Origin of the sequence: Streptomyces thermocarboxydovorans (genome assembly GCF_039524635.1) — a bacterium.
Taxonomy (GTDB): Bacteria; Actinomycetota; Actinomycetes; order Streptomycetales; family Streptomycetaceae; genus Streptomyces; species Streptomyces thermocarboxydovorans.
In genome coordinates this window covers 58,080-78,081 of the sequence record NZ_BAAAGU010000016.1, presented here as the reverse complement: position 1 = coordinate 78,081, position 20,002 = coordinate 58,080, and the positions used below count along the sequence as shown (strand labels likewise).

Annotated in this window: 17 protein-coding genes; 8 read left to right on the top strand and 9 right to left on the bottom strand. The window is 69.9% G+C overall.

From position 1 onward, the window contains the following. Window positions 1–24: 24 nt before the first annotated feature. The 7 genes from ABD198_RS10010 to trxA all read left to right on the top strand — a co-directional run bounded on the left by ABD198_RS10010 (window position 25) and on the right by trxA (window position 9,877). A complete protein-coding gene (locus ABD198_RS10010; protein ID WP_343999492.1) occupies window positions 25–2,412 on the top strand; it encodes a DUF6049 family protein in 2,388 nt (795 codons plus the stop codon). 44 nt (window positions 2,413–2,456) lie between these two features. Beyond that, a complete protein-coding gene (gene murJ, locus ABD198_RS10005) occupies window positions 2,457–4,751 on the top strand; it encodes a murein biosynthesis integral membrane protein MurJ (protein WP_343999490.1) in 2,295 nt (764 codons plus the stop codon). A 140-nt stretch (window positions 4,752–4,891) separates the two neighbouring features. Further along, a complete protein-coding gene (locus tag ABD198_RS10000; protein WP_343999488.1) occupies window positions 4,892–6,610 on the top strand; it encodes a protein kinase family protein in 1,719 nt (572 codons plus the stop codon). 25 nt (window positions 6,611–6,635) lie between these two features. Beyond that, entirely contained in the window at window positions 6,636–7,361 is a 726-nt protein-coding gene (gene sigM, locus ABD198_RS09995) for an RNA polymerase sigma factor SigM (protein ID WP_343999486.1), read from the top strand. Next, window positions 7,358–8,341: an anti-sigma factor gene (locus ABD198_RS09990; protein ID WP_343999484.1), complete on the top strand. Its 984-nt coding sequence runs from the start codon at window positions 7,358–7,360 to the stop codon at window positions 8,339–8,341. The genes sigM and ABD198_RS09990 overlap by 4 nt, the downstream gene beginning before the upstream one ends. Window positions 8,342–8,534: 193 nt before the next feature. Then, window positions 8,535–9,503, top strand: coding sequence for a thioredoxin-disulfide reductase (gene trxB / locus ABD198_RS09985; protein WP_343999483.1), 969 nt, complete (start codon window positions 8,535–8,537; stop codon window positions 9,501–9,503). A gap of 41 nt (window positions 9,504–9,544) precedes the next feature. Then, complete coding sequence (gene trxA, locus ABD198_RS09980) at window positions 9,545–9,877, top strand: thioredoxin (RefSeq protein ID WP_167995073.1); 333 nt, start codon at window positions 9,545–9,547, stop codon at window positions 9,875–9,877. A 90-nt stretch (window positions 9,878–9,967) separates the two neighbouring features. On the opposite strand, the gene ABD198_RS09975 is transcribed toward trxA, so the two are convergent. The 9 genes from ABD198_RS09975 to rpmH form a co-directional block, all read right to left on the bottom strand. Then, window positions 9,968–10,585 (bottom strand): GNAT family N-acetyltransferase, encoded by a 618-nt coding sequence (locus ABD198_RS09975; protein WP_343999480.1) that lies wholly within the window; start codon window positions 10,583–10,585, stop codon window positions 9,968–9,970. 311 nt (window positions 10,586–10,896) lie between these two features. Beyond that, window positions 10,897–11,985: a ParB/RepB/Spo0J family partition protein gene (locus ABD198_RS09970; protein ID WP_343999478.1), complete on the bottom strand. Its 1,089-nt coding sequence runs from the start codon at window positions 11,983–11,985 to the stop codon at window positions 10,897–10,899. After that, window positions 11,982–13,061 (bottom strand): ParA family protein, encoded by a 1,080-nt coding sequence (locus ABD198_RS09965; RefSeq protein WP_343999556.1) that lies wholly within the window; start codon window positions 13,059–13,061, stop codon window positions 11,982–11,984. The genes ABD198_RS09970 and ABD198_RS09965 overlap by 4 nt, the downstream gene beginning before the upstream one ends. 668 nt (window positions 13,062–13,729) lie before the next feature. Next, complete coding sequence (gene rsmG, locus ABD198_RS09960; RefSeq protein ID WP_343999476.1) at window positions 13,730–14,449, bottom strand: 16S rRNA (guanine(527)-N(7))-methyltransferase RsmG; 720 nt, start codon at window positions 14,447–14,449, stop codon at window positions 13,730–13,732. Window positions 14,450–14,571: 122 nt separating this feature from the next. Then, on the bottom strand, window positions 14,572–15,084 hold the full coding sequence (locus tag ABD198_RS09955) for a R3H domain-containing nucleic acid-binding protein (protein ID WP_167995069.1): 513 nt from the start codon (window positions 15,082–15,084) through the stop codon (window positions 14,572–14,574). A gap of 14 nt (window positions 15,085–15,098) precedes the next feature. Continuing rightward, window positions 15,099–16,361, bottom strand: coding sequence for a membrane protein insertase YidC (yidC, locus tag ABD198_RS09950; RefSeq protein ID WP_343999473.1), 1,263 nt, complete (start codon window positions 16,359–16,361; stop codon window positions 15,099–15,101). Window positions 16,362–16,364: 3 nt separating this feature from the next. Next, entirely contained in the window at window positions 16,365–16,739 is a 375-nt protein-coding gene (gene yidD / locus ABD198_RS09945) for a membrane protein insertion efficiency factor YidD (RefSeq protein ID WP_343999471.1), read from the bottom strand. Beyond that, window positions 16,736–17,107, bottom strand: coding sequence for a ribonuclease P protein component (rnpA, locus tag ABD198_RS09940; protein ID WP_343999469.1), 372 nt, complete (start codon window positions 17,105–17,107; stop codon window positions 16,736–16,738). Before rnpA ends, yidD begins: the two co-directional genes overlap by 4 nt. A 21-nt stretch (window positions 17,108–17,128) precedes the next feature. Next, the gene (rpmH, locus tag ABD198_RS09935) at window positions 17,129–17,266 is read right to left on the bottom strand and encodes a 50S ribosomal protein L34 (protein WP_003956500.1); all 138 of its coding nucleotides are present in this window, start codon (window positions 17,264–17,266) and stop codon (window positions 17,129–17,131) included. A gap of 398 nt (window positions 17,267–17,664) precedes the next feature. Between rpmH and dnaA the strand changes: the two genes are divergently transcribed. Next, window positions 17,665–19,635 carry a chromosomal replication initiator protein DnaA gene (gene dnaA / locus ABD198_RS09930; protein WP_343999467.1) on the top strand — a complete coding sequence of 657 codons (1,971 nt, stop codon included), beginning with the start codon at window positions 17,665–17,667 and terminating at the stop codon, window positions 19,633–19,635. Window positions 19,636–20,002: the final 367 nt, after the last annotated feature.

Genomic DNA, 20,002 nt, shown 5'->3' with positions numbered 1-20,002 from the left:
CGACGACGAGGGACGGGCGAGCGCGTGGCCGAGGCGGCAGCTATCCAGGGAACCAGTCCCTCACCTGCCCGCCGCTGGCTGCGGCGCACCGGAGCCCTGCTCGCCGGGGTGCCGCTGCTGGCCGGGCTCCTCCAGCTGCCCGCCCAGCCTGCGGCGGCCGACTCCGGCCGGACCGCTCCCCGCGCCGCGGCCGCGACGGGCTCCGTCTCCGTCTCGGTGGACACGCTGACTCCCAGCATCCCCGGCGAGGGGGACACGGTCACCGTCTCCGGCACGGTCACCAACAAGGGCAAGCAGGCCGTCACGGACGCCCACGTCGGTCTGAGCGTGGGTCCCCGGCTGACCACCCGCTCCGGCATCGACACGGTCGCCAGGAACAGCGGCGACGTCCGCACTCCCGTCGGCCAGGAGATCGGCGGCAAGTTCACCGAGAAGTTCGACAAGCTCACCCCCGGTGTCTCGCGCCCCTTCAGCATCTCCGTGCCGGTCGACGAGCTGGACCTCGGCCAGGACGGCGTCTACCAGCTGTCCGTGCAGCTGACCGGGCAGACCGCGGCCCAGCAGTGGGAGCAGACCCTCGGCGTCCAGCGGACCTTCCTCCCCTGGCAGCCCGACGAGGCCGAGACCAGGACGAAGACGACCGTCCTGTGGCCGCTGATCTCCGATGTGCATGTCACGGCGGAGACGGGTTCGAACGAGCAGCAGACCCCCGTCTTCCGTGACGAGGACCTCGCCAAGGAGATCGCACCCGGCGGCCGGCTCGACCGGATGGTGTCGCTGGGCAAGGAACTCGACGTCACCTGGGTGATCGACCCCGACTTGCTGGCCTCGGTCGACGCCATGACCGAGAGCTACCAGGTCCGCGGCGAGGGTGACGAGAACGTCCCCGGGCGCAATCAGCAGCTGGCGAAGCGATGGCTGGCCCAGCTGCAGCAGGCGGTGGAGGACAAGGAGGTGGTCGCCCTGCCGTTCGGCGACCCGGACCTGGCCTCCCTCGCCCACCACGGCACATCGGTCGCCGGCTCGCTGAACCACCTCAAGGAAGCCACCGACGCCGCCGTCGAAACGGTGCGGACCATCCTCCACCTGACCCCCGCCACGGACTTCGCCTGGCCCGTGAGCGGCGCGGTCGACCCGTCCATCATCAAGGTCGCCACCTCCGCGGGCGCCGACAAGGTGATCGCCCGCAGCGACTCCTTCCAGGAGAACGGCGGGCTCTCGTACACGCCCTCGGCACCGCGCCCCATCGGTGGCGGCACCACCGCGGTGGTCGCCGACGCACGGCTGTCCACGGCCTTCCAGGGCGACATGGCCAAGGCCTCCGGGTCCACGCTGGCCACCCAGCGGTTCCTCGCCCAGAGCCTGATGCTCGGCCTGCAGACCAACAAGCAGCGCAGCATCGTCGTCGCCCCCCAGCGCACCCCGTCCGCGAGCCAGGCCCAGACGATGGCCGAGGCGGTCAAGGCGCTGCAGAACGCCTCCTGGTCCGACTCACAGGGCCTCGCCGCGGCCGCCAAGGCAAGGCCTGACCCGGCGGCCCGGACCACCGTCCCCTCCGCGGGCGCGTACCCGGCCTCGTTGCGCAAGCAGGAGCTGCGCCGGTCGGCGTTCGAGCAGATCGCGAGGACGCAGGACAAGCTCGACAAGTTCAAGGTGATCCTCTCCGAGGCGGACCGGGTGGTGACCCCGTTCGGCCGGGCCCTGAACCGGGCCATGTCCGCCTCGTGGCGGGGCCGCCCCGCCGACGCGGCCATCTACCGCAGCGGAGTGGAGACCTACCTGGACGGGCTCATCGACTCGGTGAAGCTGATCGAGAAGTCCGAGACGAAGCTCTCCGGCCGCAGCGCCACGATCCCCGTGACGGTGCAGAACAACCTGGTCCAGGGCGTCGACCACCTGGTGCTGCGCCTGACCTCCACCAACCCGACCCGGCTCAAGATCGACGGCGGCGCCTATCAGGAGCAGCCGGTCACCGTCTCCGGCGGCCACAGCCAGTCGGTGAAGTTCACCACTTCCGCCAACGCCAACGGCCGGGCGACCGTGGTGGCCCAGCTGTACACACCGGACGGCCGGAAGTACGGCGAGCCCGTCACCTTCGACGTCAAGGTCACCGAGATCACCGCCACGGTGATGCTGGTCATCGGCGGCGGAGTGCTGCTGCTGGTCCTCGCGGGATTCCGCATGTACACCCAGCGCAAGCGTGCCGCCGCCCGTGAGGCGGCGGAGGAGGAACCCGGGGCGGGCAAGGAGAAGGACGACGCGCAGAACCCGGAGGCCGCCGGGGAGCGTCCCACTGAGGAGCCGGGGTCCGGCTCACGGGAGGGCGGCCCCCAGCAGCCGAGTGACCCGGCAGCGGACACCGCACCGGAAAGCGCAGACCCGTCCGGCACGGGTGAGAGAGTGGACCGTTGACGATGTCGTGGCCGGTCGGCCCGGGACGATGAGGTGGGGTAACCATGAACGCGCCGTACGACGGTGACCGCGGCCATGCCGCGGGCAGCTCGGGCCACCCCGAGTCGGACCACCCCGAGGGTCCGCCGCCCGGGCACGGCCAGGTGCCTCCGCCGTCCGAGGACCCGTACCTCCAGGGAACCTACGACCAGGACCCCTACCGGGCGCAGGACATCTCCGCCCAGGACCCGGTCGACGAGGCGCGCTACGACCGCGCCGCGCACCCCCCGTCGGCGCAGGCCCCCCAGCCACCGCAGCAGCCGCTGTACGGCAGGCCTCCCCAGCCGCCGCACGCTCCCGATCCGAGGGTGTGGGCGCAGACCCCCGCGCCGGAGCCGGACGGCCCCTCGCAGCATCTGCCGTACGGGGACGACCCGCGCACCACGCAGTACGTGGGCGTGGACGAGCTCGTCGGCGGCGGCCGCCAGGAGCAGGACGCCTTCGCGCACCTCTTCCGCGACCAGCAGCAGAGCGGCGTGTTCCCGGACCAGCCCCCGGGCGACCGGTACCCCGCGCAGCACTCGGCCGGGCAGGAAGGCACCGGGCAGCCCGAGGGCCCCGCTCCGGTGCCCGGGCCCGCCACCCCGACCCCGGGCCACTACGCGGGCGCCACTCCGCCGCCCGCGGCGGAGGCTCCCGCCCCCGAGCCGGCTCCGGCGCCCAAGAAGGCGAGCCGGGCCGGCGGCCTGCTGAAGTCGAGCGCCGTGATGGCGGCGGGCACGATGGTGTCCCGGCTGACGGGGTTCATCCGCTCCGCGCTGATCGTCTCGGCTCTGGGTCTCGGCCTGCTCGGCGACTCGTTCCAGGTCGCCTACCAGCTACCGACCATGATCTACATCCTCACCGTCGGCGGCGGTCTCAACTCGGTGTTCGTACCGCAGCTGGTCCGCGCCATGAAGGAGGACGAGGACGGGGGCGACGCCTACGCCAACCGGCTGCTGACCCTCGTCATGGTCGCCCTGGCCGCGCTCACCGCCCTCGCCTGGTTCGCCGCGCCGCTTCTGGTGCGCGCCCTGTCCAACCCGGTCGCCAGCGATCCCGACGCCAACGACGTCGCCGTCACCTTCACCCGCTACTTCTTGCCCTCGATCTTCTTCATGGGCATTCATGTGGTGATGGGTCAGATCCTCAACGCCCGCGGCCGCTTCGGCGCGATGATGTGGACCCCGGTCCTCAACAACATCGTCATCATCGTCACCCTCGGCACCTTCATCTGGGTGTACGGCACCGCCGCCGACTCCGGCATGACCGTCGAGACCATCCCACCCGAGGGCGAGCGGCTGCTCGGCGTGGGCGTCCTCCTCGGCCTGGTCGTCCAGGCGCTGGCGATGATCCCCTACCTGCGTGAGACCGGGTTCCGGATCCGTCCGCGTTTCGACTGGAGGGGCCACGGACTCGGCAAGGCCGCCATGCTGGCCAAGTGGACCATTCTGTTCGTCCTGGCCAACCAGGCGGGCGCCCTGGTCGTGACCCAGCTGTCCACCGCGGCCGGACGGGACTCCGGCGTCGAGGGCACCGGCTTCGCCGCCTACGCCAACGCGCAGCTCATCTGGGGCCTGCCGCAGGCCATCATCACCGTCTCCCTGATGGCCGCCCTGCTGCCCCGCATCTCCCGCTCGGCGGCCGACGACGACGCCGGCGCGGTCCGGGACGACATCTCCCAGGGGCTGCGCAACACGGCCGTCGCCATCGTGCCGATCGCCTTCGGCTTCGTCTCGCTCGGCATCCCGATGTGCACCCTGATCTTCGGCTCCTCGGGCACCAGCGAGGCGACCAACATGGGCTACATGCTGATGGCCTTCGGCCTCGGCTTGATCCCCTACTCGGTGCAGTACGTCGTCCTGCGCGCCTTCTACGCCTACGAGGACACCCGGACCCCCTTCTACAACACGGTCATCGTGGCGGCGGGCAACGCGCTCGCCTCCGGGCTGTGCTTCCTGGTGCTCCCGGCCCGCTGGGCCGTGGTCGGCATGGCCGCCTCCTACGGCCTGGCCTACGCGATCGGCGTCGGCGTCGCCTGGCGCCGACTGCGCAAGCGGCTGGGCGGCGACCTGGACGGCGCCCGGGTGCTGCGCACCTACGCCCGGCTGTGCATCGCCTCGGTGCCGGCCGCGCTGCTCAGCGGCGCCGCCTGCTACGGCATCAGCCAGACGCTGGGCCAGGGCGTCGGCGGTTCCTTCGCGGCGCTGCTGGCCGGCGGGGCCGTCCTGCTCGGCGTCTTCTTCGTCGCCGCACGCCGCATGCGCATCGAGGAGCTCAACTCACTGGTCGGCATGGTCCGCGGACGCCTGGGACGCTGAGGCAGGGGGTAGACGCACAACCATCGTCAGCCACCGTGTGTCGTGCATAGCGGCGGACTGTGGGCACAATTGATGTCGGCGTCGGGCGGCGCGCAACGGCGCCGGCCGATGCGCAACGGATGGGGAGGCAGGGAACGACGGTGGCGGAACGGAGCACAGCTGCCGTCGACGTGGCGGACAACAGCGGCGAGGAGTCGCTGACCGCGGAGGCGGACCAGTCCACGGCCGACGGGGTGGCCAAGAACCGGGAGCAGGACACGGACAGCGACGAGGTACAGGAGAAGACTGGGACCGAGGGTTCCGGCGAGACCTCGCCGCCTGAACTGCACAGCGGTCACAAGCTCGCCAGACGCTACCGGCTCGAGGAGTGCGTCACCCGTCTGGACGGTTTCAGCAGCTGGCGTGCCGTCGACGAGAAGCTGCGCCGCGCGGTCGGGGTGCACATCCTGCCCGCCGACCACTCGCGCGCCCGTTCGGTGCTGGCCGCTGCCCGCTCCTCCGCCCTGCTGGGCGATCCGCGCTTCGTGCAAGTCCTGGACGCGGTCGAGGAGAACGACCTCGTCTACGTGGTCCACGAGTGGCTCCCCGACGCCGTCGAGCTGACCACGCTGCTGGCCTCCGGCCCGCTGGAGGTGTACGACGCCTACCAGATGGTCAGTCAGGTGTCCGCCGCCATGGCCGCGGCGCACCGCGAGGGCCTCGCGCATCTGCGGCTCAACCCCAACGCGGTGCTGCGCACCTCCACCGGCCAGTGGCGCATCCGCGGCCTCGCCGTGAACGCGGCGCTGCGCGGCATCAGCTCCGACACCCCGCAGCGCACCGACACCGAGTCCATCGGCGCCCTGCTGTACGCGGCGCTCACCCAGCGCTGGCCGTACGAGAACGACGCCTACGGCCTGTCCGGGCTGCCGAAGGACATCGGCCTGATCCCGCCCGACCAGGTGCGCGCAGGTGTCCACCGCGGCCTGTCCGAGCTCGCCATGCGCGCCCTCGCCAACGACGGCGCCACCGCCTCGCGGCACGAGTCGCCCTGCACCACGCCGGAGGAGCTGGTGAAGGCGATCGGCGAGATGCCCCGCATCCGCCCGCCGGAGCCCGCGTTCACCTCCCCGCCCGAGTACCAGCGCACGACCTACCAGCAGGGCACCTACGGCCGCACAGCACCTCGTCCGGGCAGCCCTCAGGCGGTGCCCGCTCCGCCGCCCCCGCTGCAGAGCCGCACGGGCAAGGCGCTGAAGTGGGCGGTGTCGGCCCTGCTGATCGCGGCCCTCGGGCTGGGCAGCTGGCAGCTCGCGGACGCTCTGTTGGACCAGGGCGGCAAGTCCGACGACACCAACAAGACACAGACCAACGACGGGGACGACAAGGGCGGCAAGGCCCGGCCGCCCAAGCCGCTGGCCATCCAGGGCGCCCAAGAGTACGTCGCCAAGGGGTCGGCCCAGGCACCCGAGGACGTGGCCAAGACCTACGACGGCGATCCCTCGACCTACTGGCGCACCAGGAGCTTCGTGGACGGCCCGGACATGAACCCGGCCTTCAAGCCCGGTGTGGGGATCGTCTACGACCTCGGGTCCGAGCAGACGGTGAAGGCGTCGTCGATGGGGCTGCGCTACAGCGGCGACCACACCACGGTCACGCTGTACGCGACGGACTCCACGAGTTCGTCGACCCCGATCAGCGCCATGCGGAAACTCGGTACGGTGACCACCACCGGGGACAGCGCGACGGTGAAGGTCTCCAAGCCGGTGAAGACCCGGTACGTGCTCGTCTGGATCACCGCCATGCCGTCGGCGCCTGGTGACGCATACAGTGGCGCCGGATACAAGCAGGCCATCACCGACCTGAAGTTCACCGGCTGACGCCTGAAAAGGGGGAGGGGGTCCGATGGCGGACGGCACCGCGTACCGTGACGCGAGCGATCAGGACCTCCTGGCCCGCCATGTGGACGGCGATCCCGACGCCTTCGGTGAGCTGGTGCGCCGCCACCGGGACCGGCTGTGGGCCGTGGCCCTGCGCACGCTGGGAGACCGGGAGGAGGCCGCCGACGCGGTCCAGGACGCCCTGGTCTCCGCCTACCGGGCCGCCCACACCTTCCGCGGACGGTCGGCCGTCACGACCTGGCTGCACCGGATCACCGTGAACGCCTGCCTGGACCGGGCCCGCAAGGCCGCCTCCCGGAAGACCGCACCGGTGGACGACACCGAGCGTCTGGAGCAGTTGCTGGAGCCGCACGAGTCCGCGGCGGCGCCCGCCGAGCGCAACGATCTGCACCGCCAGCTGGTCGAGGCCATGGGCACCCTCCCGGCCGATCAGCGGGCCGCACTGGTGCTGGTGGACATGCAGGGCTACCCCGTCGCCGAGGCCGCCCGGATCCTCGATGTGCCCACCGGCACGGTGAAGAGCCGCTGTGCCCGTGGCAGGGCCAGACTCCTGCCCCTCCTGACCCATCTGCGGCCGGACGCCGAGGGTGAGGCCGGGAAACCGGACGAGGCACGGAACCGGACAGCGGGCAGAGCCGTCCCACCCGCAGCGGGACCGCGTGCAGCGGATCCGCCGGAGGCAGGACCGAGTGACCCAGCGGCTATGAAGGGCGGAGGTGGGCGAGCGTGACGTCGACGACGGAGGACAGGGCGGAGCACCCGGACGTCGCGGAGATCTCCGACCTCACCGAAGGCCTCCTGCCGCCGGACCGGACCACTGCGGTGCGCCGTCATCTGGACGAGTGCGAGCTCTGCGCGGACGTCCATGCCTCGCTGGAGGAGATCCGGAGCCTGCTCGGCACGGCGCCGGGCCCCCTCCGCATGCCCGACGACGTCGCCGGCCGTATCGACGCCGCACTGGCCGCGGAGGCCCTGCTCGACGCCAGGGCGTCGCAGGCGCGGGCGGAGGAAGCCCCCGGGGCCGCAGAGACTCCGGAGGCGCCGGCGGAAGGGACTCCGGAGGCCGTCGGTGCCGCCCGTGCGGCGAGCTCCGAGGACGATCGCGCGCATGTTTCACGTGAAACCGCGCGCGTTTCACGTGAAACATCGACCCCCGCGGACCGGCCTGCCGGGCGTCCCCGCTCCGCGACCACCGGTCCGGGCCGCAAGGGGCGCCTGCGGGGCCGCCGCCGGATCGCCGTCCTGGGCACCGTGTTCACCGTCGCCGCGCTGGGGTTCGGCTCGCTGCTGCTGTCGTCCCTGAACGACGGCGGGGCTCCCGAGAAGGGGCAGGAGACCACTGCCGCGGACACCTTCTCCGGGGAGCGCCTGAAGGAGCGGGTCGACCATCTCCTGGCGAGCAGCCAGGGCAAGGGCGGCGGGTCCCGCACTCCGTTCGGCGTGGAGTCGGAAGGCACCGGAGCGAGCCCGCGAGTCCTGAGGGAGCCGGCGGTCCCGGAGTGCATCCGTGAGGGCATCGGCCGGGACGATGCCGCACTCGGCACGGAGCGCGGCACGTACCAGGGCAAGGAGGCGCTACTCGTGGTACTCCCCGACGCCGCGGACGCCACCCGCGTGACGGCCTATGTGGTCGAGACGAACTGCGTGGACGACCCCTCCTCGGGAGCCGAGGCCAAGGTCCTTCTGAAGCACTCCTACACCCGGTCCTGACCGAGAGGGAAGACGGCCTCCGACGCGGCAATGCGTACGGTGTGTGCCCCCTTCGTGCGCGTCACAGGGCCGTCTCCGTGTGCCCGGACACAGCGGGAATGCCAGCCCCTTAGGATCCGTTGGGTGGGGTGAGAGTCGAGAACAGAAGCTCCCCCGGTCGACCTGACGCAGACCAGAGACGAGGAAATCAGCCGTGAGCGACGTCCGTAACGTGATCATCATCGGATCGGGGCCGGCCGGCTACACGGCGGCGCTCTACACCGCCCGTGCGTCGCTGAAGCCTCTGGTGTTCGAGGGCGCCGTCACCGCCGGTGGTGCGCTGATGAACACCACCGAGGTCGAGAACTTCCCCGGCTTCCAGGACGGCATCATGGGCCCGGAGCTCATGGACAACATGCGCGCCCAGGCCGAGCGCTTCGGGGCCGAGCTGGTCCCGGACGATGTGGTCGCCGTCGACCTGACCGGTGAGATCAAGACCGTCACGGACACCGCCGGCACCGTGCACCGCGCGAAGGCCGTCATCGTCGCCACCGGCTCGCAGCACCGCAAGCTCGGTCTACCGAACGAGGATGCCCTGTCCGGCCGGGGCGTGTCCTGGTGCGCCACCTGTGACGGCTTCTTCTTCAAGGACCAGGACATCGCCGTGATCGGCGGCGGTGACACCGCGATGGAGGAGGCCACCTTCCTCTCGCGGTTCGCCAAGTCGGTCACGGTCGTCCACCGCCGGGACACCCTGCGCGCCTCCAAGGCGATGCAGGAGCGCGCCTTCGCCGACCCGAAGATCTCGTTCATCTGGGACAGCGAGGTCGCCGAGATCCTGGGCGACCAGAAGCTGTCCGGTCTGAAGCTGCGCAACGTCAAGACCGGCGAGCTCACGGACCTGGCGGTCACTGGTCTGTTCATCGCGATCGGCCACGACCCGCGCACCGAGCTCTTCAAGGGTCAGCTGGAACTGGACGAGGAGGGCTACCTCAAGGTCGCCTCGCCCTCCACACGCACCAACATCCCCGGCGTCTTCGGCGCCGGTGACGTGGTCGACCACACCTACCGCCAGGCCATCACCGCGGCCGGCACCGGCTGTGCCGCCGCTCTCGACGCCGAGCGCTTCCTCGCCGCCCTCGCGGACGAGGACCAGGCCGAGCCCGAGAAGACCACTGTCTGATCCCCACCCGCCCCACGCACCACACAGTTAAGGAGCCCGCCGTGGCAGGCACCCTGAAGAACGTGACCGACGACTCCTTCGAGCAGGACGTCCTCAAGAGCGACAAGCCCGTCCTGGTGGACTTCTGGGCCGCCTGGTGCGGTCCGTGCCGCCAGATCGCTCCGTCCCTCGAGGCCATCGCCGCCGAGTACGGGGACAAGATCGAGGTCGTCAAGCTGAACATCGACGAGAACCCGGGCACGGCCGCCAAGTACGGAGTCATGTCGATCCCGACCCTGAACGTCTACCAGGGCGGCGAGGTCGCCAAGACCATCGTCGGTGCCAAGCCGAAGGCCGCGATCGTGCGCGACCTCGAGGAGTTCATCGCGGACTGACGTCGGACTGCCATCGCGGTGGCGTCTGTTTCACGTGAAACACGAATGGGCCGACCCACACGGGTCGGCCCATTCGTGTGATGACGCCCCTCACAGCGGCCGCAGCGCGGGCTCTTTCTGCACCGCGCCCAGCAGCCGGTCCAGCGCCATCTCCACGTCTTCCTTCCAGGACAGGGTCGTTCTCAGCTCCAGCCGCAGCCGCGGGTAGGTCGGATGCTGGCGGACCGTCTTGAAGCCCACGGCCAGCAGATGGTCGGCCGGCAGCACACAGGCGGGCTCCTTCCAGCGGGCGTCGCCGAAGGCCTCGATCGCCTTGAATCCCCGGCGCAGCAGATCCTTCGCCACCGTCTGGACCATCACCCGGCCCAGCCCCTGCCCTTGATAGCCGGGCACGATGAAGCCCGTCATCAGCTGCACCGCGTCGGGCGACACCGGACTCGTCGGGAACGCCGTGGACCGCGGGACGTACGCCGGGGGCGCGTACAGCACGAAGCCCACCGGGACGTCGTCGACATAGACGACCCTTCCGCAGGAGCCCCAGTCCAGCAGGACGGCCGAGATCCAGGACTCTTTCTCCAGGCTGGAGGTGCCTGCCTCTACCGCTGCCTCGCCGCTGACGGGGTCGAGCTCCCAGAAGACGCACGAGCGACAGCGCTGGGGGAGGTCCTGAAGGTTGTCCAGCGTGAGCGGTACGAGCCGACGGCCCATGACGGCTGTTCCTCGCTTCCTGCGCCCGCTGCTTCGCGGGCGGCTGTGAGAGCACTTCGTTCCCTGAGCAGACTGCCGATGAACCCGCCGACGGCAGCCATCCCCAGCCCCGCGCCCACCAGTCCGCTGCGGCTCGTCAATCGCATGGCCCCTGCCTTGCTCTTCGAAGTACTGCCCGGAGGATGCGCCATATCCGAACGCATCGTATCCATGAAGCGATTCCCTCGATACCGACACAAAGCAAAGGGTGGACTGGTTCCGGAACGCACCGGATGCAGTCCACCCTCCAGGCTCGGCCGACGGCCGTGAGATCAGTCGTCGGCTTCCTCGCTGTCGTGCTCCGCGAGGCTCTTCTGCAGGACCGGGCCCTCGCCGGGGGCCAGGGTGCTGAGGATGCGCTCAAGATCCTCCATGGAGGCGAACTCGACCGTGATCTTGCCCTTCTTCTGCCCGAGGTCGACCTTGACCCGCGTCTCGAAGCGGTCCGAGAGCCGCGTCGCCAGCTCGGTCAGTGCCGGGGAGACCCGGGCACCGGCGCGCGGCCCCTTGGGGCGCTGAGCCTTCTGCGGACGCGATCCCATCAGGGTCACGATCTCCTCGACGGCCCGCACCGAGAGCCCCTCGGCCACGATGCGGTGGGCCAGCCGGTCCTGCTCCTCCGAGTCCTCGACGGACAGCAGCGCACGGGCGTGGCCGGCCGACAGCACTCCGGCGGCGACCCGCCGCTGGACCGCCGGGGAGAGCTTCAGCAGACGCAGGGTGTTGGAGACCTGCGGGCGGGACCGGCCGATGCGGTCCGCCAGCTGGTCGTGCGTGCAGTTGAAGTCCTTCAGCAGCTGGTCATAGGCGGCTGCCTCCTCCAGTGGGTTCAGCTGAGCACGGTGCAGGTTCTCCAGCAGCGCGTCCAGGAGAAGCTTCTCGTCCTCCGTGGCCCGCACGATCGCCGGGATGGCCTCCAGTCCGGCCTCGCGGCAGGCACGCCAGCGGCGCTCGCCCATGATGAGCTCGTAGCGTCCGGGCCCGGTCGGCCGGACCACGACCGGCTGGAGCAGACCCACTTCCTTGATGGAGGTGATCAGCTCGGCCAGCGCGTCCTCGTCGAAGACCTCTCGCGGCTGCCGCGGGTTCGGCGTGATGGCGTCGAGGGGAATCTCGGCGAAGTGCGCACCGACCGGCGGAGGGGGCACCTGCGAGGACTGCTCCTCTGTTTCACGTGAAACAGCGGGCAGCGTGGCCACCTTCGCCGCGGCCACACCACGTTCGTTGGGCAGGACCGGAACCGCTGCGGGCGATGTGGAGGCGCTGCCCCCCATCGCGGCCGGCGGCACCGTCTTCTCGGTCGGGGCGGCAGGGATCAGCGCGCCGAGACCACGACCCAACCCCCTCCGTCGCTCGCTCACTGGATGCCCTCCACCATGCTCGGATCGTTCTGCTGCTGTGCGCCGATGTGCGCCTGTGCGGCGTCATAGCTGACGCCGACGCCCCTCAGCGCGATCTCACGTGCCGCCTCAAGATAGGAGAGGGCACCGCTCGATCCAGGATCGTAGGTCAGTACCGTCTGCCCATAGCTCGGCGCCTCCGAGATACGGACCGAGCGGGGGATGCTCGTCCGCAGTACCTCGTCGCCGAAGTGGTTGCGCACCTCCTCGGCGACCTGGGACGCCAGACGGGTCCGGCCGTCGTACATGGTGAGCAGAATCGTCGAGACGTGCAACGAGGGATTGAGGTGCCCTCGCACCAGGTCGACGTTGCGCAGTAGCTGCCCGAGCCCTTCGAGTGCGTAGTACTCGCACTGGATCGGGATCAGCACCTCCCGGCCGGCCACCAGCGCGTTCACCGTCAGCAGCCCCAGGGAGGGCGGGCAGTCGATCAGGATGTAGTCCAGCGGCTGCTCGTAGGCCTGGATGGCCCGCTGCAGGCGGCTCTCCCGTGCCACCAGCGACACCAGCTCGATCTCCGCACCGGCGAGATCGATGGTGGCGGGGGCGCAGAAGAGACCCTCGACATCCGGGACGGGCTGGACGACGTCCGAGAGCGGCTTGCTCTCGACCAGCACGTCATAGATGGAGGGGACTTCGGCGTGATGGTCGATGCCCAGGGCAGTGGAGGCATTGCCCTGTGGATCGAGGTCGACCACGAGGACGCGGCCGCCGTGCAGAGCGAGCGAAGCGGCAAGGTTGACCGTGGTCGTCGTCTTGCCCACGCCGCCCTTCTGGTTGGCGACCACGATGACACGCGTCTGCTCGGGCCGTGGCAGACCCTCACCGGCGCGGCCCAGAGCCTCCACCGCCAGCTGGGCAGCACGACCGATGGGAGTGTCGTCCATAGGAGGCGGCGTTTCACGTGAAACATCCGCCCCCATCGACTCGGTACGGGGACCGGGGACCGGATCGGTCATCGGTCCCGCGATGTTGGCGTCGGACCGCAAGGATTCACTCTCCTCGACTTCAGGCTCGCAATGAACAGAGCCTCCCATGTCTTCGGGGTGGTGAACCAGTGAGGCCTGGCGTTCTGTGGAGAAATCCACCTCTGTGGACAACTCCGGACCCTCGACGAGTGACGAGGAGGCGCTCTCCGCGGGGGCCGGGGAAGCACCCTCCTGTGGTGATGGGGAGGAGAGGCCCTCCGCGGGCGAAGGGGAGAAGTCTTCCGCGGAGGGCTTCGACGGAGATGCGCCGGGAGCAGGCCCCTCTCCGAGTGATCCGAGAGGCTTCCGGTCGCGGGGTTCGGCCGCAGCGCGGCCTCGGCTGATGATGCCGTGCAGGAGTGAGCGACGTTTCACGTGAAACACGATGCACAGCAGCCGAGGCAGCTGTGCCGCGACACTCCGGCATGGACTGCTTTGGCAGCTTGTGTGGAGTACGCCCGCCCCGAGGACGGGCCTGTGCGGAGTACACCCCGCCCCGAGGACGGGCCTGCGCGAAGTACGCCCTATCCCGAGGACGGGCCTGCGCGAAGTACGCCCTATCCCGAGGACGGGCCTGCGCGAAGTACACCCCGCCCCGACGACGGGCCTGCGCGAAGTACACCCCGCCCCGACGACGGGCCTGCGCGAAGTACGCCCCGCCCCGAGGACGGGTCTTCGCGGAGTACGCCCCGCCCCGGGACGGCCCCGCCGGAAGGCACCCCGCTTCGGAGCGTTCGCTAGCCTCGACGTCGGCGCGCCCGACCGGTACGAGCGGCCTTGGCCCGCTTTGCCGCGAAGCGCACCCCGCCGGGGCTCTCACCCACCTCGACCCGTACCACGGTGGACATCGGGTCCACGACCCCCTGGCCCACATGCACGATCGAGGTGGCCACGGCGCCCAGCTTGCTCAGGGCCGTGGCCGCATTCTTCAGCTCCTCCTCGGCGGTGTCGCCCTTGAGAGCGAGCATCTCGCCGTAGGGCCGCAGCAGGGGGATGCCCCAGGTGGCGAGGCGGTCGAGCGGCGCCACGGCACGGGCGGTCACCACATGGACCGGGGGCAGCTTCCCCATGACCTCCTCGGCCCGGCCTCGCACCACCGTCACATGGTCCAGGCCCAGCAGCTCCACGACCTCGGTCAGGAAGGTCGTCCGCCGCAGCAGCGGCTCCAGCAGCGTGATCTTGAGGTCGTCGCGGACCAGCGCCAGGGGAATGCCCGGCAGCCCGGCTCCCGAGCCGACGTCGCACACCGTCACGCCCTCCGGCACGACCTCCGAGAGCACCGCGCAGTTCAGCAGATGCCGCTCCCACAGGCGCGGCACCTCTCGCGGGCCGATCAGACCGCGCTGCACGCCCGCCTCCGCGAGCAGCTCCGCGTACCGCACCGCATCCGCGAAACGATCACCGAAGACCTCGCGTGCCTGCTCCGGCGCGGGGGGAAGCTCCGCTGCCTCCGTCACGGGGGACCGTCCTTCCGCATACGTGCCGGCACGGGAGCCGGCACCAGAACCACAGAACTATCAGGCTGACAAAGTTCGGCCCCGCCTGCGCAACAGACGGGGCCGGTGGAACGTAGTGCCGATCAGGCGGGCAGCACGACGACGAAGCGCTGCGGCTCCTCGCCCTCGGACTCGCTGCGCAGGCCCGCGGCCTTGACCGCGTCGTGCACGACCTTGCGCTCGAAGGGCGTCATCGGCTTGAGCCGCACGGCCTCGCCGCTGCTCTTGGCCTCGGCGGCCGCCTTGGCGCCCAGCTCCGACAGCTCGGCCCGCTTCTTGGCCCGGTACCCGGCGATGTCGAGCATCAGCCGGCTGCGGTCGCCGGTCTCCCGGTGCACGGCCAGGCGCGTGAGCTCCTGGAGCGCTTCCAGCACCTCGCCGTCACGACCGACCAGCTTCTGCAGGTCACGGCTGCCCGTGTCGCTGATGATCGAGACGGAGGCTCGGTCGCCTTCGACGTCCATGTCGATGTCGCCGTCGAGGTCGGCGATGTCGAGCAGACCCTCCAGGTAGTCCGCCGCGATGTCGCCCTCCTGCTCGAGGCGGGTCAGGGTGTCTGCACCCTCGGCAGCGGCGGAGGTGGTGCCTTCCGTCACGGGATGGACTCCTTCTACTTCTTCGACGAGGACTTGGGCCGCTGCGGGCCCTTGCGCTGTCCGGACTGGGCCTTGCTGCGGGTACCGCTGCCGGACTTCGGCGGGTTCTTCTTGGCCCCGCTCGCAGCCTTGGCGTCACCCTTGGGCTGACCGGTCTTGGTCAGCGACGTCGGCTCACCGGCCGCCTTGGCGGCCTGGCGCTGCGCCTTGGTCTGCCGCTTGGGTTGCTGACGCCTGGGGGCGGTGGTGACGGGCGCACCGTCCTCGGCCTGGGCGGCGGCCGTGGCCTCGCTCTTGATCACCGACCCGTCGGCCTGGGCCGCCAGGCCGGCCTTGTTCAGACCGTTGATGAACTTGCGCTCGAACTCGTTGCGGTCCCGGCCCTTGGCGACGATCGCCTTGACGATGGCCCGCTCGCGGCGGCCGCGGGTCCCGCCGTGCTTGGTGACCTGCTTGGAGAGGCGCTCCAGGTAGGCGGCCTGAGCCTTGGAGCCCGGGGTCGGGTTGTTGTGGATGACGTACATCTGCTGGCCCATGGTCCACACGTTGGTGGTCAGCCAGTAGACGAGGACACCGACCGGGAAGTTGATGCCGAAGACGGCGAAGATGACGGGGAAGACGTACATCAGCATCTTCTGCTGCTGCATGAACGGCGTCTTCACCGTGGTGTCGACGTTCTTCGTCATCAGCTGCCGCTGCGTGTAGAACTGCGACAGCGACATCAGGATGATCATGACCGCGGTCACGACCCGCACGTCGGTCAGCGACGCGTTGAGCTCGGCCAGCTTGGCCGGGCTGTCCATGAACTTCGCGGCGAGCGGGGCGCCGAAGATGTGGGCCTTCTGGGCGCTCTGCAGGAGCGGCCCGTCGATGAAGCCGATCTCCTTGTTCGAGGCGATGCTGTTCAGGACGTGGTACAGGGCGAAGAAGAACGGCGACTGCGCCAGGATGGGAAGGCACGAGGAGAGCGGGTTGGTGCCCGTCTCCTTGTAGAGCTTCATCATCTCTTCGGACTGGCGCTGCCGGTCGTTCTTGTAACGCTCCTGGATCTTCTTCATCTCCGGCTGGAGCGTCTGCATGGCCCGCGTCGCCTTGATCTGCTTCACGAAGAGCGGGATCAGGCAGATACGGATCAAGATCACCAGGGACACGATGGACAGGCCCCAGGCCCAGCCCGTGTCCGGGCCGAAAAGGGCGCCGTACACGCTGTGGAACTGGACGATGACCCAGGAGACGGGTGTCGTGATGAAACTGAAGAGGCTGGCAATCGTGTCCACTAATCATGCTCCTTGGGCATGGGACGAGGTCTCTGCGGCCGGGCTCGAAGGACTCGTCGGACTTGTGGGGGAAGTCTGTCCTTCGGTGGCCGGTTCGGCGGCGGAGGGCCCGCCCTTGCGTGCACGCCAGGCGTTACGCAGCATTTCGTGCCACCGCGGACGCTTGCGCGGCGGGACATGGTCCACACCGCCCAGCGACCACGGATTGCACCGCAGGATGCGCCAGGCCGTGAGTGCTGTGCCCTTGACGGCACCGTGCCGGTCGATGGCCGTGTAGCCGTAGTGGGAGCACGACGGGTAGTACTTGCACACCGGCCCCAGCAGCGGACTGATCGTCCACTGGTAGAGCTTGATCAGGGCCAGCAGCGGGTACTTCATCTCGTGCCCCCTCCCAGGAGCCGCTTGAGTGCGGCATCCAGGTCTCGGGCCAGCTGGGCTTGGTCGGCGTCACCCGCTCCGGGCAGCGCGCGTACGACTACCAGGCTACCGGGGGGCAACTGGGCGATCCGGTCCCGCATCAGATGGCGAAGCCTGCGCTTCACCTTGTTGCGGACGACGGCTCCGCCCACGGCCTTGCTCACGACGAAACCCGCACGCGCCGGGGGAGCGCTCTCCCCAGGTGCATGCGGGTCCTTGGCACCGCTACGAAGGTGCACGACGAGGTGCTGGCGTCCGGCCCGGCGACCTCGTCGTACCGCAGTCGCGAAGTCCTCGCGCCGCCTCAGCCGGTTCTCGGAGGGCAGCACGACGTCATGACCTGACCGGTATCAGGCGGACAGACGGGCGCGACCCTTGCTGCGGCGGGACGCGAGAATCGCGCGGCCGGCACGGGTGCGCATCCGCAGCCGGAAGCCGTGGGTCTTGGCGCGGCGACGGTTGTTCGGCTGGAAGGTGCGCTTGCTCACTCGGGGGCTCCAGAAAAGAATCGGTAATTGCGGGGTGCCGCCTTGGCTGTCACCGTGCGCCCACGAGTAGCTCGCGTTACGCCCCAGTGCACCGCTGACCGATCACCGTGGTTCACCCCCGCAGTGGCGGGGACGTGATCTTTGCCCATCGGAGGCAGGCGGCAGCAGCCATCGACAACTCGACCTGGTTACGGTACGCGCGGCTGCGCCATTCGGTCAAACCAGCGCCCGGCGGGAGACACTTGTCCACAGGCTGGGGACAACAACTTGAACCGCACCGGCCGCCCTGACTACCGTGACTGAACTCCAATTCGTTCCCTTGTCACTCGACCATCCCCTTTACATCCCGACCCGTCCCCGAATCACACGTTCGAGGGACCTGTGAGAGAGCGTGCCCTGTGGCTGACGTACCTGCCGATCTTGCCGCAGTGTGGCCACGTGTACTGGAGCAGCTCCTCGGCGAGGGTCGCGGCCAAGGGGTCGAGGCGAAGGACGAGCACTGGATCCGGCGCTGCCAGCCCCTGGCCCTCGTCGCCGACACGGCGCTGCTCGCGGTGCCGAACGAGTTCGCCAAGAACGTGCTCGAGGGGCGGCTCGCCCCGGTCGTCAGCGAGAGTCTGAGCCGCGAGTGCGGCCGCCCCATCCGGATCGCGATCACCGTCGACGACTCCGCGGGCGAGCCCCCGGCACCCCCGGCGCCCCGGCCCCAGCCGCGTTACGAGGAGCCCGAGCTCCCGGCCGCACGCCCGGAGCAGCAGGACCGTGGTGACCAGCGCGATCAGTACGACAGCGGCTACGGGGGCTACGAGCCCTACGGCCGCCGCCGTGCCGACCAGCACCCCTCCGGCGACGACCTGCCCACCGCGCGTCCCGCCTACCCCTCGGAGTACCAGCGCCCGGAGCCCGGCTCCTGGCCGCGGCCGCCCCAGGACGAGTACAGCTGGCAGCAGCAGCGGCTCGGCTTCCCCGACCGCGATCCGTACGCCTCGCCGGGCCCGGAGAGCTACTCCGGCGGGCCCTCCTCCCAGGACTACGGGCAGGACTACCGCCCGCAGCCGCCCGAGCGCCCCGGCTACGATCCGCAGCGCTCCGACTACGACGGCTCACGTGGTGACTACGACCGCGGGGACTACGAGCGGGGTGACCGCGGTGAGTACGACCGTGGTGACCGCGGTGACTACGAGCAGCGGGACGCCGCGCGCCGTGAGCTGCCCGAGCCCCCGCCCGGCTCCGGGCACGTCCACCGCGGCGGCCCCGTCGGCCCGAACCTGCCGGCCACCGGGGCACCCGGCCCGCTGGCGGCGCAGCCCGCGCCCGCGCCCGGTCCCGGGGAGCCCACCGCCCGCCTGAACCCGAAGTACCTCTTCGACACCTTCGTCATCGGTGCGTCCAACCGCTTCGCGCACGCCGCGGCGGTGGCCGTCGCCGAGGCGCCGGCGAAGGCGTACAACCCCCTGTTCATCTATGGGGAGTCGGGGCTCGGCAAGACGCATCTGCTGCACGCGATCGGGCACTACGCGCGCAGCCTCTATCCGGGCACGCGGGTGCGGTACGTCAGCTCGGAGGAGTTCACCAACGAGTTCATCAACTCCATCCGGGACGGCAAGGGCGACAGCTTCCGCAAGCGCTACCGCGAGATGGACATCCTGCTCGTCGACGACATCCAGTTCCTGGCGGACAAGGAGTCGACGCAGGAGGAGTTCTTCCACACCTTCAACACGCTCCACAACGCCAACAAGCAGATCGTGCTCTCCAGCGACCGGCCGCCCAAGCAGCTGGTGACGCTGGAGGACCGGCTGCGGAACCGTTTCGAGTGGGGTCTGATCACCGACGTCCAGCCGCCGGAGCTGGAGACCCGTATCGCGATCCTGCGCAAGAAGGCGGTGCAGGAGCAGCTCAACGCCCCGCCGGAGGTGCTGGAGTTCATCGCCTCCCGCATCTCGCGGAACATCCGCGAGCTGGAGGGCGCGCTGATCCGGGTGACGGCGTTCGCCTCGCTCAACCGACAGCCGGTGGACCTGGGACTGACCGAGATCGTCCTGAAGGATCTGATCCCGGGCGGCGACGACGCGACGCCCGAGATCACCTCGGCGGCGATCATGAGCGCGACCGCCGACTACTTCGGGCTCACAGTCGAGGACCTGTGCGGCAGCTCGCGCGGCCGCCAGCTGGTCACGGCCCGCCAGATCGCCATGTATCTGTGCCGGGAGCTGACGGATCTGTCGCTGCCGAAGATCGGTGCGCTGTTCGGCGGCCGCGACCACACCACGGTGATGCACGCCGACCGCAAGATCCGCAATCTGATGGCCGAGCGGCGCTCCATCTACAACCAGGTCACCGAGCTCACCAACCGCATCAAGGCCGGCTGACGACGAGGCGGCGCCGATGCCCACGCCTCACAGAGCCAGACGCCCACGCCTCACAGAGCCACGAGAGACCTCGCGCAAGGCGCTCCCGGAGCAGATCCGGGGGCGCCTTTCCTCGTCCCTGAGGTTCTTCGGTCTTCTCCGGCCTTCTCCGTTCCCTTCCCCGCCGCTCTCCCGTTGTTCGATTAACTGCCCGGTTACGGCCTCTCTCCACAGATTCGGTGACTTTTTCCCGTCCACATCCTGGGGACCGCGAAGTTGTCCCGATCTTGTCCACAGCGGCCCCGGCCCTGGACCCATCCGCCCAGATCAGCCGGTTGTGGATCCGTGGACAGAGGATCTCCACAGCCTGTGGACGGAAAGCTGACCC

What these genes read in the sequence shown, in the direction of transcription:
- murJ (WP_343999490.1), top strand. Translation starts at nt 2,457, where the DNA reads ATGAACGCGCCGTACGACGGTGACCGCGGCCATGCCGCGGGCAGCTCG.
- sigM (WP_343999486.1), top strand. Translation starts at nt 6,636, where the DNA reads ATGGCGGACGGCACCGCGTACCGTGACGCGAGCGATCAGGACCTCCTG.
- ABD198_RS09975 (WP_343999480.1), bottom strand. Translation starts at nt 10,585, where the DNA reads ATGGGCCGTCGGCTCGTACCGCTCACGCTGGACAACCTTCAGGACCTC.
- ABD198_RS09965 (WP_343999556.1), bottom strand. Translation starts at nt 13,061, where the DNA reads ATGGGAGGCTCTGTTCATTGCGAGCCTGAAGTCGAGGAGAGTGAATCC.
- yidD (WP_343999471.1), bottom strand. Translation starts at nt 16,739, where the DNA reads ATGAAGTACCCGCTGCTGGCCCTGATCAAGCTCTACCAGTGGACGATC.